This is a genomic window from Ruminococcus sp. 8Y-12, from assembly GCF_058119865.1.
Map to the genome: position 1 here is coordinate 687,214 of NZ_CM176623.1, position 19,633 is coordinate 706,846.

Below are 19,633 nucleotides of genomic sequence, written 5' to 3' on the forward strand. Positions count from 1 at the left end.
CAAAATCCCCTCCTTTCTTACGGGCAATCTAATCTAACGGACAATCTTAACCGTTGCCTTCTGTCCTTTTTTCTTCAGCAATTTCTTGTATGCCTTTAATTTGGATGCCGGAGCCTTGATCCGGGCTTTCTTGTAGATGCCCTTTAATGCATTTTTTCCTACGGACTTTAATTTTTTCGTCTGTATCTTGATCATTTTCAGCTTGCCGTCACCGGAAAATGCCTCTTTTCCTATCTTGACTACATTTTTGCCTATTGTCACTTTTTTCAGCGCCCTGCATTTTTTGAAAGCTCTGTCCCCTATGCTCTCCACATAATATTTATAGGAGCCTGACCGGACATCCGCCGGGATGACTGCGGAAGTGAGCTTTTTCTTTAAAGGCTTAACCACCTGAACGGCGCCCGGTTTCTTCCCTACAGCCTGTTTCGTAATTTTAAACTTAAATGCTTTGGCATTGAAAAAGCTTCCCTTTTTGGGTCCTGCATCAGGCGCTGCCGGATTGGCGGTCCATTGGGCGTAGACGGTTATGTCGCTCTCCACCATCATGGCAGTGCTGACCGCGTTTCCGCCCGTCCCGGCTGTATACCATCCGTTAAAGGTGTAGCCTGAGCGGGATGGAACCGGCAGAGCTCCTACCGCCGCACCGTAATTCACCTGTCTCGTCTTCTCCGCTGCCCCCAGTGTTCCCCCGTTGGGGTCAAAGTTTACTGTGTAGCTGTTGATGATCCAGCGGGCGTAGTAAACGGCGTCGCCATTTACGATCGTCCTGGCGTCAACCCGGTCGCCTCCCGTCCTGGCTGTGTACCAGCCGGCAAAGGTGTGTCCGCTTCTGACCGGCCGCGGCAAATTCCCAACCGGATATCCATTCTTTACTGTAAAGGCTGCCGGAGCTTCAAGAACGCCTCCGCATACATCCAGGAATACCTTGTGTTTTTCAATATCCAGAATAGAGAAGGCAGGTATTGTCATAACTGTGCCGCCCTTTTTCAGAGTCACCGTGTAGGCATCATCGCCCTCACAGGCAACTTGGATTTCAACGTTCAGCGCCTGTAACCGCCTGTCTGTAGTAAGGACCTCCAGGGCTTTGTCCGCCCTCTCCTGAGGTGCTGCGGACTCTGTGACATCAACCACAACACTGTCCCCTATGATCTTGGCTGCCTGCTCCAGATCCTTAAGATCCGAGGGAAGCTCCATCAGGACATTGTAATTTTTACTTGCCTCTGAAAACGGGATTCGATAGGTCTTATCCGCTCCGTTATAGTTAAACCTCACAATCGCCACGCTGTCCGCGCCCGTCACGGATGCTGCCTGTGAAACCGTAATTTTTACCTTATCGTCACTGGCAGAGGCTGTCACCACCGGAATCTCCGTTGTTCCTGCCGGAAGGATATGATCATACTGGTAAGTGCCATAATCGACAATGCCGTTGTACGTAGTGGACGCAATCGGCTGGCCCGGAAGGTTGATGGGCTTTCCATCCACAGAGATGCTTACCTCCGGTACGTTCGGAGCGCTGAGCTCTTTGCCGTCTTTGCTGAATCCAATGCCAATCAAATCAAAGAGATTTCCATTTCCGCCTTCCGCCACCAGGTAGATCGCATGTTTTTCATCCAGATTATCCACAATATCTGAGACGTCCAGCTCAAATTTTGTGTTTTCCTGGGCAGAGCCTGCCGGAACGTTAATCTCACCCAGCTTTGTGCCCTTCCATGTGGCATTATCCCAGGGGCCGTCCATCCATACGCTGATCTTAAAGGCTTTCGATGTTTTAGGTATCAGGAAGGCATTAAACTTCGTTTGATTCCCCTGCTCTGTTCCCTCAAAGGGTTTAAGTCCAAGGGTATTCTCCTCCAGTCCTCCAAAACCAAAGTATTTATAGCCTATGACTGCACCATTTCCGACGTTCTTAACGGTCATGTGATTATCCCAGATGTCATAGGATTCCTCAAATGCAGCATTTCCGGTTATATAGCAAGCATAACCTGCTGAATAGTACTGGTACGGATCCAGGCCGAACATATTGAAACCCTCTGAAGTGACCTCCGCTCCGGTATATTCATGGGAACCGCCCTTTGCGGTCCAGATATTTCCATTTTCGTCATTGTATGGGTCATAAGCCCTAATGACAACTTTTCCGCCTTCCTCTACGGATTTTTCGTCCCAGGTGATCTTGAGCGGAGCCACCATCGCCTGGCGGGCAAATCCATTTCCGTTCGGAGGCCTGTGATAAAATACGTACCACTGGCCATTAATCTCAAGGATACTGCCGTGGGTATTATTGTGCCCACCAGTTAACATGATGCCGTCGCCGTTTTGGTTGGATACCGGCGCACGGGAATCTACAAGCACGCCGCCGCTTCTCCAGGGTCCAAGGGGAGAATCTCCGTAAGCATACCGCAGTGTGGAGTTGCTGGTCCACACTCCGTACTCCCCGCCTGACATGCCACTATAAATCAAAACATATTTATTGCCGACTTTTCGTATCGAAGATGCCTCAAAGAAGTTGAAATCATCCGGGTTTTCATCCGGATAGATATAAGGATATTTTGTGCCCGGCGGATCCTTATAGCCGTAGGAATTGGAGGGGATAAAATAGTGGATCGGTTCGGTCCCCGGCCTCACGCTGTACATTGTATTCTGGTCCAGCTCACAGGCCCATGATTTTTCTTCTGTGCCTCCGAAACCCCAGTATGCATAGGCCCGAAAACCAATTTCATAATCCGGATCAGCGGGATCTGTAATGTATTCAATCCAGACGCCCGGATCGAATCCCAGAGGGCTTCCATCCACTACGTTTATGCCGTCCTCATCTAAGTTGATGGGTTCAAAGGGACCCACCGGACTGCTGCCTTTACACACCATGGGAACTCTGTTTACACCCGGATCATATTGTTCATCATCGCCATTCTTGCCTCCCACACGGCTGTGGGGATACAGGTAATAGTCTTTCGTGCCGTCCTTTCGGATAACCTCTGCAATATCAGGCGCATACATAATATCCCATCTGCCATCTACTTCATACTTGAACACACTTCCCTCATCACGCCAGTCTGATAAATCTTCAACCGGCGCTGACCAGGCTCTTATGTCCAAACCGCAGTAGTGATTCCGCATGGTGTCATGCGAACCGTAAACATAGACACGGTATTTCCCGGGATTGTCCGGGTCCTCAAAGATACGCGGCTCGCCGTCCGGCATATGCTCCCAAAGGGGCAGATAGGGGTTGGCCGCCTCGGCTTTTGCCGCAGGCCACATGGTCAATGTCCCCAGGGCCAGCAGCAGCAAAAGCACAAAAGCTGGTATACTTCTCTTTCTCTTCATCGTTCACTATCCCTTCTATTACTTCGTGATCTTAACCGTTGCCTTCTGTCCTTTTTTCTTCAGCAATTTCTTGTATGCCTTTAATTTGGATGCCGGCGCTTTGATCCGGGCTTTTTTATAGATGCCCTTAAATGCATTTTTCCCTACGGACTTTAATTTTTTCGTCTGTATCTTGATCATTTTCAGCTTGCCGTCACCGGAAAATGCTTCTTTTCCTATCTTGATTACATTTTTGCCTATTGTCACTTTTTTCAGCGCCCTGCATTTTTTGAAAGCTCTGTCCCCTATGCTCTCCACATAATATTTAAAGGAACCTGACCGAACATCCGCCGGGATGGCTGCGGAGGTGAGCTTTTTCTTTAACGGCCTTATCAGTTGGACAGCGCCCGTTTTTTTCCCAACGGCCTGTTTTGTGATTTTGAACTTAAATGCCCTGGCATTGAAAAAGCTTCCCTTTTGGGGACCTGCATCAGGCGCTGCCGGGTTGGCGGTCCATTGGGCATAAACGGTCATATTGTCCTTCACGGTTGTGTCAGCGCTCACCGCGTTTCCGCCTGTCCTGGCTGTATACCATCCGTTGAAGGTATGTCCTGAGCGGGAGGGCGCCGGCAGAGCGCCTACCGCCGCTCCGTAATTTACCTGCCTCGTCCTTTCCGCTGCCCCAATCGTTCCCCCGTTGGGATCAAAGCTTACCGTATAGCTGTTGATGATCCAGCGGGCGTAGTAAACGGTGTCGCCATTTACGATCGTCCTGGAGTCTACCCGTTCTCCGCCCGTTCTGGCTGTATACCATCCTGCAAAAGTATATCCGCTTCTGGACGGCTGCGGCAGATTTCCAACCGGGTGTCCTGCTTTCACTTTAAATGATGCCGGCCCTGCAAGAATACCTCCGCACGCATCCAGGGTTACTGCATATTTTTCTATATCCTCAACGGCAAAGGACGGTATGGTCATTACAGTGCTGCCCTTCGTCAGGGTCACCTTGAATACCGCGTTCTCATAATCAATTTGAATGCCAACCTTAAGGGCTTTTATCTGCGGGTCTTCGGTGAGCATTTCGAGTACTTTGTCCGCTTTTTCCTGAGGCGTTTTGAACTCCTCGCCGTCAACGACAATGCTGTCACCAATGATATCCGCCGCCTTTTCCAGATCCTCAATCTCCGCCGGAAGCTCCATTAATGCGTTATACTCCCTGCTGTCCTCAGAAAACGGGATTCGATAGGTCTTAACCATTCCATTGTAGCTAAACCGCACAATCGCCGCGCTTCCTGCACCTGTCAGTGAAGCTGCCTGTGAAACCGTAATCTTTACCTCCTCATCGCTTGCAGAGGCTGTGACAACGGGAATCTCAGTTGTTCCGTCCGCAAGTATATGATCGTACTGATAGATATCATATCCGGCAATGCCGTTGTTTTCATTGGACGGCAGAGGACGCTTTGGCAGGTTTACCGGTTCCCCGTCAATCGCGATGCTTACTGTGGGTACTACCGGGGCTTTGATGGCTGTTTCATCCGAGCCAAAGCCAATGCCCATCAAGTCAAAAAGGTCGCCGGAACCGCCCTCAGGTACAAGGTAGATCGCATGTTTTCCGTCTAAACCATCCACAATATCGGAAACATCCAGTTCAAATTTTGTGTTTTCCCGGGCAGCTCCCGCCGGAACGTTAATTTCACCCAGCTTTGTGCCATTCCACGTGGAATTATCCCAGGGTCCGTCCATCCAGACGTTAATCTTAAAGGCTTCCTGTGTTTTTGGCACAAGAAAAGCATTAAATTTTGTATTATTTCCCGGCTTCGTTCCCTGGAAGGGTTTCAGTCCCAAATCATTTTCTCCCAGCCCTCCAAAGCCAAAATATTTAAAGCCTATTATGGCATTATTCCCTACGCCGGTGATAGGCATATGGTTATCCCAGATATCATAGGAATCTTCCATGGCGGCCTTTCCGGTAACATAACATGCATGTCCTGCGGAATAGTACTGGTAGGGATCCAGGCCAAATATATTGAAGCCCTCCGAAGTAACCTCCGCGCCGGTATATTCATAGGAACCGCCCTTCGCAGTCCATTTGTAATCCCCTTCTTCATTATAGGGATCATAACCTGTGATAACGACTTTTCCGCCGTTCTCCACTGACTCTTCATCCCATGTAACTTTAACAGGTGCCACCATCCCCTGGCGTGCATGCCCATTGCCCATGGTAGGTCTGTGATAAAAGACATACCACTGGCCATTAATCTCAAGGATACTTCCGTGGGTGTTGTGTCCCCAGTTAGCAGCTGCTATCCCGCTGCCATCCTGGTTGGGCACAGGCCCCCGGGAATCCACAATCACGCCGCCGCTCTTCCACGGGCCAAGCGGAGTGTCGCCATAGGCATAGCGCAGCGTAGTGCTCTGATCCCACAGTCCATACTCTTCGCCTGAATAGCCGCTATAAATCACGACATATTTATTGCCAACCTTACGTATGGAGGATGCCTCAAAAAAGTCGAAATCAGCCGGATTCTCAGCCTCAAAGATGCTATTATAGGTAGTATTCGCCGGGTCATTGCGTGAGGGAATAAAACGCTGTATGGGCTGCTTTCCAGGTTTTGGACTGTACATCGTGGTCTGATCCAGTTCACAGGCCCATGATTCCTGAAATCCCCAGTATGCGTATGCCCGGAAGCCAATTTCATAATCAGGGTCCGCGGGATCGGTAATGTAATCTACAAAAACACCCGGGTCAAACCCCAGAGGGCTGTTGGGCAGTATCTGCCCCGCCTGATTCACATTGATCGGCGTAAAGGGGCCCACCGGACTTTCGCCTTTGCACACCATCGCTATTCTGTTCCCCCAGTTGGTGCTGTGCGGATACAGGTAATATTCTTTTGTGCCGTCTTTTTTAACAACCTCCGTAATATCCGGAGCAAAAATCTCATCCCACTTGCCATTGATCTGGTACTGGAAAACAGGTCCCTCATCGCGCCAGTCAGACAAATCTTCCACCGGTGCAGACCAGGCCCTTACGTCCCTGCCGCAATAGTTAGCCTGCTTGGTATCATGAGATCCGTACACATAGACCCTCTTTTTACCCGGATTATCAGGGTCCTCAAAGATTCGCGGTTCCCCATCCGGTACATGCTCCCACAGGGGCATGTACGGATTGGCCGCTTTTGCTTTCGCAGCAGGCAACATGACCAATGTACCCAATACCATAACGAGCGAAAGCACAAATAGCGATACTCTTCTTGCGTTCTTCATTTTCATACTCCTTTCCTTGAATTCAAAACACTGCCTGTCCTTACTTTGTGATCTTTACGGTTGCTTTCTGTCCTTTTTTCCTGAGCAGTTTCTTGTATGCCTTTAATTTTGACGCCGGCGCCTTGATCCGGGCTTTTTTGTAAATGCCCTTTAATGCATTTTTCCCTACGGACTTTAATTTTTTCGTCTGTATCTTGATCATTTTCAGCTTCCCGTCACCGGAAAATGCCTCTTTCCCTATCTTGACTACATTTTTGCCTATTGTCACTTTTTTCAGCGCCCTGCATTTTTTGAAAGCTCTGTCCCCTACGCTTTCCACATAATATTTAAAGGAGCCGGAACGCACCTCTGCCGGGATGGCTGCGGAAGTAAGCTTTTTCTTTAACGGCCTGACCAGTTGAACAGCGCCCGGTTTATTCCCTACAGCCTGTTTTGTGACTTTAAACTTAAACGCCTTTGCATTGAAGGAACTTCCCTTTTTGGGACCTGCATCAGGTTCTGTCTGGTTGGCGGTCCATTGGGCGTAGACAGTTATTTCACCCTTCACCATGGTGGCAGCCGTAACCCAGTTTCCGCCCGTCCTGGCTGTATACCATCCATTAAAGGTATATCCAAAGCGGGAGGGAACCGGCAGTGTGCCTATCGGAGCGCCGTAATCCACCTGTCTTGCCTTTTCCGCTGCCCCCAGCGTTCCCCCGTTGGGATCAAAGGTTATCGTATGTTTGTTGATTATCCAGTGGGCGTAGCAGACGGTATCCCCCCTTACGGTCGTCCTGGGGTCTACCCGGTCGCCGCCCGTCCTGGCTGTGTACCATCCCGCAAAGGTATATCCGCTTCTGGATGGCTGCGGCAAATTGCCAACCGGCTGTCCGCTCTTTATATCAAATCTTGCCGGAACTCCCAGAATACCTCCGCACGCATCCAGAAATACCGTAAACTTTTCAATGTCACGAATGGAGAAGGAGGGTATCGTCATAACTGCAGCGCCTTTTTTCAGGGTCACCGTGTAGGTATCCCTCTCACAGGCAATCTCTATTTCAACACCCAGTGCCTGCAAATCCACATTTGCGTTAAGGGCCTCAAGAGCTTTATCAGCCTTCTCCTGGGGCGTTTCAGACTCCACGCTGTCAATGGCGATGCCGTCCCCTATGATATCCGCTGCCCGCTCCAGAACTCCAATCTCCTCCGGGAGCTCCATCAGAACATTATATTCTTTGCTCTCCTCTGAAAATGGAATCCGATAGGTCTTCACCGCTCCGTTATGGTCAAACCTTACAATGGCCACACTGCCGGTCCCCGTCACGGAATCTGCCTGTGAAACCGTAATTTTCACCTTATCGTCGCTGGCGGAGGCTGTCACCACCGGAATTTCGGTTGTTCCTGCCGGAAGAATATGATCATACTGGTAAGTATCATAGTTTACAATGCCGTTTTCAAGGGTACAGGGAAGCGGCTGCTTCGGCAGATTTACCGGTTTTCCATCAATTGAAATATTTACCTGGGGCACTTTGGGAGCCTCAATTTCTACCTCATCGGAGCTAAACCCAACGCCTATCAAATCGAAATTGGCGCCTCCTTCCGGCACAAGATAGATGGCATGCTTTCCGCCCAGATTGTCAACAATATTCGATACATCCAGCTTAAACTTTGTTCTTTCCTGGGGAGATCCTGCCGGAACAATAATCTCTCCAAGCTTTGTACCGTTCCAGGTGGCATTATCCCAGGGACCGTCCATCCAGACATTAATCTTAAACTCATTTGCTGTTCTCGGTACAATGAATGCATTAAAATTCGTATGATTACCCGGTTTTGTTCCCTCATAAGGCCTGAGGCCCAAATCATTTTCTTCCAGCCCTTCAAACCCAAAGTATTTGAACCCTGTTATGCCGCCGTCTCTTATGCCGTTAATGGGCATATGATCCTCCCAGATATCATAGGTGGGTTCCAGAGAACCGCCAAAACGGTATGCATAGCCTGCGGAATAGAACTGGTAGGGATCCAGTCCAAACATGTTGAATCCTTCCGAGGCAACCTCTGCCCCGGTGTACTCATAGTTGCCGCCCTTCGCTGTCCAGGTATAATCACCCTCTTCATTGTAGGGATCGTAAGCCCGGATCTCAACCTTGCCGCCTTCCTCCACGGACTTTTCTTCCCAGGTGACCTTGATGGGGGCCACCATGGACTGGCGCGCTTCTATGCCATAGGCGGTGGGTCTGTGATAAAAGACATACCACTGTCCATTGATCTCCAGGATGCTTCCATGGGTGTTCCTTAAGTAACCATGTGTTTCTAACCCGGTACCGTCTTTATTGGGAACCGGCCCGCGGGAATCGATCAGCACGCCGCCGCTTCTCCATGGTCCCATGGGTGAATCGCCGTAGCAGTACCGCAGAGACGAGTTGTTTGAATCCACTCCATACTCCGGCCCTGACATTCCACTGTAAACTAATATGTATTTATTGCCGATTTTACGGATTGAGGAAGCCTCAAAAAAGGTGAAATCATCCAGGTTTTCATCCGGATAGATATAAGGATATTTTGTGCCGGGCGGATCTTTATAGCCGAAAGCGTTGGATGGGATAAAATACTGCACCGGCTTCGTCCCCGGCCTCACGCTGTACATGGTGTTCTGATCCAGCTCACAGGCCCATGACTTTTCCCCGCTTCCTCCGAAGCCCCAGTATGCGTATGCCCGGAAACCAATGTCATAATCCGGATCGTCAGGATCGGTAATGTATTCAATCCACACACCCGGGTCAAAGCCCAGAAGACTGTCCTCCGTAACCGTTGTCCCGTCTTCATTCAGGTTGATCGGCTCAAAGGGACCAACAGGGCTGCTTCCTTTACACACCATTGGGATTCTGTTTACATCCGGGCCGTAATACTCATCATCGCCCTCCTCGCCTCCCGCGCGGCTGTGGGGATACAGGTAGTATTCCTTTGTACCGTCTTTTCTGATGACCTCTGCAATATCCGGCGCGTAAAGCAGATCCCACCTTCCGCCGCTGCGATAAGTGAAGACGGGGCCTTCATCGCGCCAGTCTGACAAGTCTTCCACCGGCGCCGACCAGACCCTGATGTCTACGCCACAAAATGCACTTCTTCTGATATCATGGGAGCCGTAAATGTATACGCGCTGTTTCCCCGGATTGTCAGGGTCCTCAAATACCCGCGGTTCCCCATCCGGGATGTGCTCCCACAAGGGCAGATAGGGATTTGCCGCTTTTGCTTTTGCGGATGGCAGCATGGTCAGTCCTCCCAAAACCAATGCAAGCATAAGCAAATATCTAATTATCTTTTTCTTTCTATTCATTGTTTTCCCACTTCCTCTCTGCATTTCTCATTCTGTTTTTTCCAATTGAGTCCATTTTATTTTTTTACCTTCACTGTCACTTTCGCCCTGCCGCCGCGAGTGGTGGTTATGGTAATAACTGCCCGTCCCGCCTTTTTCCCTTTGACCGTCAGCCGTCCTTTCTTTACCGACACACTGACGATTCTCTTTTTGCTGCTCCTGGCTGATTTTATCTTTTCGCCTGCGGGTGCTGACTTCCTCACCTTTATGGCTGCCGACCTCTTCACCTTGAGCGTAAGCGATTTTTTATTTAGTTTTACAACAGGCTTTTTGACCGTCACCGTACAGACAGCCGTTTTCTTACCATCCTGGGCGGTTACGGTTATCTTTGATGTGCCCGCTCTTTTTGCAGTTACTTTTCCGTTCTGGTCCACTGCCGCCACAGAAGGATTTGAGGAACGCCATGAAGTCTTTTTATTACTTGCGTTAACCGGCAGCACCTCTGCAATCAGTTTTTTTGTCCCCTTTACTTTCATGGACAGTTTGGTCTGACGAAGTCTCACCCGGTCTGCCGCCACATGTCTTTCTGCCAATTTGCTATATGCGTCTTTTAAGGCATTTAATGCCATGAGGCTCTCGTTCTGTCCCGCATCGCTATTTCCCCATACACTCTCAGCCTTATCCAATGCCTCCCGGAAAGCTTTAGCTGTAGCATCCGTATATTTGCTGATATCCACAGCCTTCCCTCTTTGGATTTCCAATCCCAATGCCTGCTTCGTCGCCGTGTCTGTTATAGAAGCCAGATTGGAAGCTGCTGCCTGCAGCGCTTTGACGGCTTTCTCAACCGCCTGAACCCAATCTGCCGCTGTGCCAGTCTCAAGTAATTTCTTTGCCTGATCCACTGCCTGCCTAAAAGCCTTTTGGCTTGAAAGCGTGCAGTGATCCGTATTGATCCCCTCAGCTTTTTGGATTTCCCGGGCCAGTGCAAATTCCGCCTCCCCATCTGCCTTTGCCGCTATAAAGCCGTAATAAGCCGGCTTTTTTTCCAATTCCTCAGGAGCCTGCCCGCGCAGCAGCAGCGGAATCGCAGTGGGACGCCATGACAACCCATCCGCCAGCCCCCAGATGGTGACGGAGGTAAGGTTCACTCCCTCATTCTTTGCCACCACCAATTTTCTCATTAACTCATAATAATATTCCCCCTGCCGCTTCTCTGTCTCTTCAAGGTTTGCCTGGACTTTGTCCTCTTCCATCTGTATGTCAAGCTCCGTCACCTGGATTTCTAGCCCCAGCTCCGAAGAATATTTTTTTACGGCTTCGATGTGATCGTCGATGACATATTCCCGGTCAAAGTGGCTTTGCATCCCCATACCGTCAATATTTCCAGCCTCCGCTATGGGCCTCAGCATTTTAATGATCGCGTCCCGCTTCCGGGGGTGGTACTCGTCGTAATCGTTGTAAAACAATTTCACGCCTTCGGGTGCATATCGACGCGCATATTCAAAGGCATATTCTACGAAATCATCCCCGATCGTGTCCCTCCAGCGGCTTTCCCTCATTCCACAGGGTAAGCCCGGCGCTAAGTTGGATGGTTTATCATCCTGCATCACCTCATTGGCCACGTCCCAGGCGTAGACAATTCCCGGATAATTTTCCTCTGTCCACTCTATGACTGTCCTGATGTAATTTTCCATGCGCTTTAACATCAAATCTCTGTCTGCAAGGGGAGCCTTCACATCATAATTCTCATGAAAAAACGCCTCAGGTGTCTGATCATGCCATATCAACACATGACCGCGCACTTTCAAGCCATGCTTTTTGGCAAACTCCAAACCGGGAATCGCTCTCTCAAAAGAGACTCTGGCATTTTCCGGGTCAGGCCCCAGATCCCCGGTCAACAGGAAATCCGGTTTCATTTCATTTTCAAAGGTCATGCTGTTGAAGTGTACCAAAATGGTGTCTAAATACCCCTCATTGCCAATCACACTCCCGTTTGGGGCATACCACACGGGAAGCGCCACACCGATATCAAAGTACTCTGCATAGATGTCCTTTAACGATTCCTCAGGAGCCTTCGCATATGTTGTTTTAGCAGCCCCCAAATTGGCATAATTCGTCAGCATCATGATGACAGCGATACTAACGATTGCCAGGATCCTTAAGCCTTTTCGCAAAAAATTTTTCATTTCATCTCCTTTCTGCTGCATTTCATCACTTTCAATGAATAACAGGGCACCGTCTTGCTAAAGAAGATGCCCTGCCTGTTGTTGATTCCGGAAAATAATTACACGAAAACTTACTTAACGGTAATGGTAAGTTTCACTTTTTTCTTGTTAAAGGTTGTTACCGTAATCTTGGCTGTGCCTTTTCTTACCGCCTTTACTACGCCTTTTTTCGTAACCGTAGCAACACGTTTGTTACTTGATTTATATGTGATCTTATTACTGTACGTTTTTTTGATGAACTTCGGTTTAATCCTAAAGGTCTTTCCTTTTGCCAGTGTCTTTTTCTTTGCATTCAATTTGAATGTCTTGGCGGTTGGCGCCTTCTTCACAGTAACCGTACACTTATAGGTCTTTCCTCCGGCCTCTGCTGTAACAATCGCTTTTCCTGGCTTCTTGGCTGTCACCTCGCCTTTCTGGTTCACTGCCGCAATCGAAGACTTGTTAACGCTCCACTTAATACCGGCTCCGGTTCCGGCGGGCGCTACGGTGGCAATTAACTTGAACTTTTCTTTCGCGCCAAGCGTTACTTTCTTCACATTTAACTTAACGCTGGCTACGCCCGGTTTTACTTTTTCAAATACCGCAGTGACTGTCAGATCGTTCGAAACAGCCGCATCCGCTCTGTCCGCTGTTTTCAAGCCGTCGCTCCATTGCACAAACCGATATCCTGCATCCGCAACTGCTGTTACCTTTTCAGCATTCTGGCCTCTTTCGATTTCCTGCTGTGCCTTTCCCTGAATCCTGCCGCCCGGGGAGGCCAGATAATTGACAGTTACATTATCCACAACTTTCGCAAACAATGCCGTTACTTCCAAATCCTTCATAACCGCCAAGTCGGTTCTCTCTGCGGTTGTGACGTTATCACTCCATTTTACAAATGTATAACCACTTTCAGGTACCGCTACAACCTCGGTTCCATCTTTCCCTCTGGTAATATCCATTTCCACTCTGTCTGCGGCGTATTCTTCATCCCAGTGTCTGACCTTTCCGCCTTCAGACGCCAGATATGCCAGCTTCACTGTATCAAGCTTAAACTTTGCGGTCACTGATATGTTAGCCTGCACATTTTTGTCATGTCTCTCTTCGGTCGCCACGCCGTCGCTCCATCCCGTAAATATGTATCCTGCATTAGCACGCGCACGTACGGGTTCTGCGCTTTGGCCTTTCAGCACCTCCTGTGTCGCGCTTCCCACAATGGTTCCACCCTTTTCTTTAAGGTATCTGACGGTATATGACTGATATACGGTAAAGGTCTTTGTCGCCTTTATACTTGGCTTATCCACAGATGTCACCGTGATTTCAACGGTTCCCTCGCCTTTTCCTGTAAGCCGGCCATCAGCGCTTACGCTGGCTATCTTTTCATCACTGCTGCTCCAGGTTACCGGAGCATCCCATACATCCTCAGGTGTCGGTACTGCTGTTAGCTGCAGATTTCCGCCTACTTTTACTCTGTCCGCATTATCGGCAGCGGTGATCTGCAGGCCCTTCAATTCTCTTGCCGAGGCTGCCGCCAGGGTTACAATGGTTTCCTCACTCACTTTACCGTCAAATACGGTAAACTCATCCATCAGGCCGCTATAGCATTCCTTACCACCCCATCCCCAGTCTGCAGCGCCTATTTTAAAGTTGCTGTTATCCAACAGGGTGGCTGATATCGTTTCCCGCACTTCCTCTTCCGGAGTCTGGGCAGCCTGGATTCCGTTAATATACACCGTGGTGCGTGTTGGCTCATACTGAACCAGTACATGCTTCCACTTTTCTTTATCCATGTCTATAGAAAAAGATTCTGTCCTTGTGTCAAAAAAGCGCTCCACATTTAACGCTCCGTCTGGCCGGTCTGTAATCCCGATATAATACAGATTGTGATGATAGTCGCCGCTTTCCCCATCTAAGTTCCAGTTGCCCTCGCTTAACGCCCGTCTGATGTTGTAAGTCCATCCATAGTATTGCGCATCGGTTGCGCGGGGTTTGCTGTAATATGAGATGGCAAACGTATCCTTACCGGTAAGAAGCGGGGTTCCATCTGTTTTCGTAACCTCCAGCCATCCCGTATTCTCTGTGCCGTCAAATGACAGTGATTTCCCGGTCCCGCTGGAAAAAGCGATGTCATCTGAAAATTTCATCTCCACGCCTTCTTTGCCCGGCGTTGCAACCGCCCCTTCGCTCCTAAATCCTTCCTCAGCATTATCAAAGGTAAAATGCGCGAGTATCGTCTCCGCACCTGCTGCCTGCACCTCTTTTTTAGGCGCAATCGGCAATGCCGCCACCAGAAGCATCATCACTAAGCTTCTGGCAATCAGTTTCCTCATCATAAAAATCCCTCCTCCAATTCATTTATTTAAGTATAATATAACAGGCTTTTAGCTGGATTTATTTGCAAGCATCTGTACAAATTTATGATGGATCTTTTTGTTACTTAAAACATTGTGAATTTGTACTGGTTATTGCAAATAAGTCCAGTTGGAACCCTGTTATATTGTACTTATATAAATATTCAACAGGTCTGCGCATTTACTGCGCTGACCGTAAGAAAATGAAAAGGAGAAGAAAATGTATGAAACGATTTAAAAGCAGCGTGTTAAAGATTTTCGGCATGATGGCTCTCTCTTGCGTGGTAATGATCCTGTATTCGTCAGTGGCTTTTGCAGACAACCCGATTGTGCAGACGAGTCTCACAGCCGATCCTGCCCCCATGGTGTATGACGGCCGGTTATACGTCTATACTACCCAGGATGAGCCGGAGGTACCAAATATGGCGGGTATGAATGACTGGAAATGTTATTCGACAACCGATATGGTAAACTGGACGGATCACGGGACCATACTTACCCGTGAAGACCTTAAGTGGGCCAAAAGCCGGGCATGGGCAACTCAGTGCGTCGAAAAGGATGGGAAGTTCTATTTATATGTTTCAGTGGGTACAACAGAAGGCGGCAATTTAACTTTGGGAGTTGCTGTGGCTGACAGTCCCACAGGCCCCTTCCGCGATGCGATTGGCAAAGGTCTGCTCGAAGGAGCCGGCTACCGCGATGGCTGGTTTCCGGACATTGATCCAACGGTCTTTATCGATGATGATGGTGAAGCCTATTTATACTGGGGAAATGCAATGGTCGGCGGCGGTCTCTATTATGCGAAGTTAAACGAGGATATGATCTCTTTGGATCAGGAGGTCGGGGTGGTTGCCGTAGACTTGAATGAGGAAACCTTTGGATATGGTCCCAATCGTGTCAGTTCATTTGATGAGGCGCCATGGCTTTACAAGCGCAATGGTTTATATTACATGGTATTTGCATCCGATATTGTTTACCAAAAGCAGCGTGTCGCCTATTCAACAAGCCCCAGCCCAACCGGCCCCTGGACCTTCAGAGGAGTGATTATGTCAGAGCAGGGCGACACCTCCACCAATCATCCCGGTGTCATTGATTACAAGGGACACTCCTACCTCTTTTACCATAATGGCTCACTGCCGGGCGGTCATAGTCAGAAGCGTTCCGTTTGTGTAGAGGAAATTGAGTACAATGAGGATGGAACCATCAAACCGGTAGATATGACAAAGGATGGCCCAAAAGCCGTTGATACGTTAAATCCCTATGTCAGAAATGAGGCCGAAACGATTTCCTGGACTGCGAATATCTCATGGCCTTCTGGCGATTATCACGATTCCAATGATTCTGCTCCCCAGGATGTCCGCATTAAAACAGAACCTGATAACCAGGGCGGCATCCATATATGCAATGTCCTTGACGGGAATTATATCAAGGTGAAAAATGTAGATTTTGGGGAAATGAGTCCTGATTTCTTCACAGCAAGCGTGTCATGTGAGGGACTGGGCGGCAGCATTGAGCTGCGTCTTGACAGCTGCGACGGACCGTTAATCGGTACCCTGGATGTTTACGATACAGGCGGCTGGGACGTATGGGAAGAAGTAACGACAGAGGATATTTTAAGCGCAGAAGGCATCCATGATTTATACTTTGTTTACAAGGCCGCAGCGGAACAGGACACCGAGCTGTTCAAAGTAGATTACTGGAAATTTGGTATCAGAGCCCGTGAATTGACGGTTGACCCGAAATCACTCGACCTTTATCCCGGCGCGTCAGAAAAGTTGACGGCCGCTGTAGCGCCCGCAAATGTTACCAACAAGGATGTTTTCTGGAGTTCCAATCAGCCGTCAGTGGCAGAGGTGTCCCAGGATGGAACAGTGACGGCCACAGGAGTGGGAACTGCAACCATTACAGCCAAGGCACAGGACGGAAGCGGAGTATCCGCAAGATGTCAGGTCAGGGTCTCCATACCGGTTACAAACGTCTCTATAAGTCCCAAAACGCTGAAACTTACGCCAGGGGATCAGCAAACGCTGCAAGTGACAGTATCCCCTTCAAATGCCACGAACAAGAACATTGTATGGACCTCGGACCAGACGTCAGTGGCGACAGTGTCAGCATCCGGAACCGTAACGGCAAAAGGCGTCGGAACGGCAAGGATAAGGGCAGAGGCGGAAGACGGCAGGGTACTGGGCGATACCTGTGTGGTTACGGTTACTGACAAGTCCCCCTACAGAATTACATATCAGTTATACGGCGGTAAAAACAGTAAGGCCAATCCTCTGGTTTATCCTGTAAACGAATCCGTGGTTCTTAAAAATCCTACCAGGAAAAAATATATATTTGAAGGCTGGTACGCTGATAAAAATTTCAGGACAAAGGTAACAAAAGTATCCGGAAAAGACATCACACTGTATGCAAAATGGGTGAGAGTGAGTGTTCCCAAGGCAAAGATCAAGAGCCTTAAAAACAAAAGCTCCAAGCGGGTAAATCTGGTAATCCAAAAGATCAAGAAGCCGGGGATCCGCTATCAGATACTATATGCCCAGGATAAGAAGTTTAAAAAAGGGAAAAAGACCGTGGTAGTCAATAAAACTACAGCAACTCTCAAAAGACTTAAAAAGGGAGCCACCTATTACGTAAAAGTAAGAGCATTCCAAAAAGATTCCACAGGCAAGAAATATTATGGGAAATATGGAAAATTCAAAAAAGTGAAGATTAATAAATAGGAGTAAGGGGCTGTCGCAATGATGCGACGCCCCTTTTCTTGTGTCCAATTATTTTGTTATCTTTACAGAACTCTTCTGCCCGGCTTTCAGGAATTTTTTGTATTTCGCCAGTCTGCTCGACGGCACTTTTATCTTTGCATTTTTGTGGATTCCCCGGAAGGCGTTAGCCCCAATCTTCTTGGTTATCTTCGTCGTGTTCACCCTGATCGTCTTCAGCGCCGGTGTCTTGTAAAATGCCTTTGTTCCGATCTTCTTTACACCTTTTCCGATTGTGACACTTTTCAGCTTCTTACATCCCATGAATGCATTTTTACCAATGGTTGTCACGTTGTTGCCAATGGCTGCCTTGACCGCTTTCTTACAATTCTTGAACGCATTGTCCGCTATGCTTGTCACTTTATACTGAAACGTAATATTTGAAGCCTTCGCCGCAACTGTGTTTGGTATGGTGATCTTCGTTATGCGCTTTCCGGACTTGGATGGGCCCACTACTTGCACAGTACCCACAGAGCCTTCCCCAGTTGCCCTCTTTGTCACTTTGTATCTCAAAGCGCCCACATTGAACTGTTTTCCTGATGCAGGGCTTACGATGCTGTAAAACGTCTTTTCCGCTTCTTTTAATTTTCCGAAGTTCGTCACCAGATTCTTCTGTGCGGGCGTCAGCTTGTTGTATGCTGCCATTGCGGATGTTATCTTGTTCCCGCTGCCCGAAGTTATGGTCCCAATTTCATTGATCAGCCTTATGACCTCGTTTGCCGCGATTTCATCCTGAGATATTCCGCCCGACCATTTTGCCCAAAACTTCTTTTCGCCTGAATCCGTCTCTGCGATCCTCACAACAGGCTGTCCTGTCAGTCCGGCGTTGTCGTACCAGCCCTCAAAGGTATAGTTTGCCCGGGTGGGTGCAGTTGGTAGTTCCAGCCCGGTGCCATAGGTATAGCTTCCCCAATGATTTCCCGGCTGCTGTACACCGCCGTTTAAGTTGTAAGTTACCGTGTAGCTGGCCAGCGTCCACTTTGCCCAAAACGTTTTATTGCCTGTGGCGTCGCCCGGAATCTTTGTGACAGGTTCCCCTGTCAATCCCTTGTTGGAATACCATCCCAGAAATGTGTGATATTCCTTTGTGGGTGCGGCGGGCAGTGTCAGACCTGTACCATAGGTATAGCTCTCCCAATCGGTTCCCGGCTGCTGTGTTCCGCCATCCATGTGATAGGTTACGGTGTAGGTGTTCGGTATCCATTTTGCCCAAAACTCTTTGTTGCCTGTTTCCGTGCTTGAAATCGCCGTAACGGGAGTTCCTGTCAGTTCCTTGTTGTCATACCAGCCACCAAATTTATACCCCGTCTTTCTGGGTGTTGTGGGCAGCTTCCGCTCCTCGCCCTTATAGTAGACTCCCCAGCTTCCCGATTGCTGGGTACCGCCGTCAAGATTGTATGTGATGGTATATGAGGTGAGCGCTTCGTAAACAGCCGTTATCTCAACGTCCGCTTCCGGCATGGTAAAAGTGGTGACTTCCTTGTTACTGTCGGCTATTTTAACGTCCTCGCTTTCCCAACGGAGAAACTTATTTCCCGAACGCGGCGTTCCGGTAATCGTCACCTCTGTACCCTTTATGTGAGGTGTACTGCTTATCATACCACTGTCTGACCCTGATCTTGTGAGCGTAACCGTAAAAGGCTCTTCGATTTCCGCAGCTATCCTGCCACCCTTAACGGTGCCGATGGCGTTATCCACATAGAAATCAACAGTTTCACCCTCTACAGTCTCAACCAAAAGCTGGGCTTCCGTTGCACCTTTCGGTATTGTATATTCACTGGCTGCAAGCTGCACCCACTGCCCTTTGAGTCCGTCAGTTGTTGTAATGCGGCCCCACTGCATTTGCCCCGCTTCATCCAAATACTGAAGTGTAAGCACGAATGTCTTCGACGCATCAGCGCCGTTCATGTACATGGCCATTACGCTAAAACCATATGTCTCACCCGGCACAAATATCTGGGGATCCAGCGGACGTGTCACGCCTTGCCAATCTTCGCTGCGTCCGCTTACAAATATAGAATGCTTTGATCCAAGATAGCCAAAATCACTTGTGTTAGCTATCGTACTGGATCTTGCCACCCAGCCCTGCTCTGATCCGTCTTCAAAATCATTGTAGAAAAGATTTTCAGCCCATTTTGCCCAAAATTCTTTGTTCCCCGTATCCTCTGCTGAAATCGTCGTGACCGGCTCGCCGCTCTGCTCAGGATTCTCATACCACCCCAAGAATGCGCAGCCCTCCTTCTTGGGAAGCGGCAGGGTAAATTCCTCTCCCTCCGTATAAGTGTCCCACTTTCCTTCTCCTAATGTGCCGCTGTCCAGATTGTAAGATATCCTGTGAGTGTCTCCCTGAGCGGCATAAACAAACACGGATGAATAGTTAAACAGGGAAAACCCTGCAAGCATCATAAAAACATAGGTACATAATGCAAAAATTCTTTTTTTCATAGATAACACACTTCCCTTCTT

The 19,633-nt window shown here is 48.9% G+C and carries 7 protein-coding genes; 1 reads left to right on the forward strand and 6 read right to left on the reverse strand.

Going from position 1 to position 19,633, the window contains the following annotated elements; genetic code table 11:
• Positions 1-33: 33 nt before the first annotated feature.
• From AC0THY_RS02515 to AC0THY_RS02535, 5 genes are all read right to left on the reverse strand, one after another.
• Positions 34-3,321 carry an InlB B-repeat-containing protein gene (locus AC0THY_RS02515; RefSeq protein ID WP_489992896.1) on the reverse strand — a complete coding sequence of 1,096 codons (3,288 nt, stop codon included), beginning with the start codon at positions 3,319-3,321 and terminating at the stop codon, positions 34-36.
• Between the two features lie 18 nt (positions 3,322-3,339).
• Entirely contained in the window at positions 3,340-6,561 is a 3,222-nt protein-coding gene (locus AC0THY_RS02520) for an InlB B-repeat-containing protein (protein ID WP_489992897.1), read from the reverse strand.
• A gap of 40 nt (positions 6,562-6,601) precedes the next feature.
• Positions 6,602-9,874, reverse strand: a complete 3,273-nt coding sequence (locus AC0THY_RS02525; protein WP_489992898.1) for an InlB B-repeat-containing protein — start codon at positions 9,872-9,874, stop codon at positions 6,602-6,604.
• 56 nt (positions 9,875-9,930) lie between these two features.
• On the reverse strand, positions 9,931-12,039 hold the full coding sequence (locus tag AC0THY_RS02530) for an endo-1,4-beta-xylanase (RefSeq protein ID WP_489992899.1): 2,109 nt from the start codon (positions 12,037-12,039) through the stop codon (positions 9,931-9,933).
• Between the two features lie 110 nt (positions 12,040-12,149).
• Positions 12,150-14,390, reverse strand: coding sequence for an InlB B-repeat-containing protein (locus AC0THY_RS02535; protein ID WP_489992900.1), 2,241 nt, complete (start codon positions 14,388-14,390; stop codon positions 12,150-12,152).
• A gap of 242 nt (positions 14,391-14,632) precedes the next feature.
• Between AC0THY_RS02535 and AC0THY_RS02540 the strand changes: the two genes are divergently transcribed.
• Entirely contained in the window at positions 14,633-17,131 is a 2,499-nt protein-coding gene (locus AC0THY_RS02540) for a family 43 glycosylhydrolase (protein WP_489992901.1), read from the forward strand.
• A gap of 48 nt (positions 17,132-17,179) precedes the next feature.
• Here the strand turns inward: AC0THY_RS02540 and AC0THY_RS02545 are convergent, their stop codons facing one another.
• Positions 17,180-19,612 (reverse strand): InlB B-repeat-containing protein, encoded by a 2,433-nt coding sequence (locus tag AC0THY_RS02545; protein WP_489992902.1) that lies wholly within the window; start codon positions 19,610-19,612, stop codon positions 17,180-17,182.
• Positions 19,613-19,633: the final 21 nt, after the last annotated feature.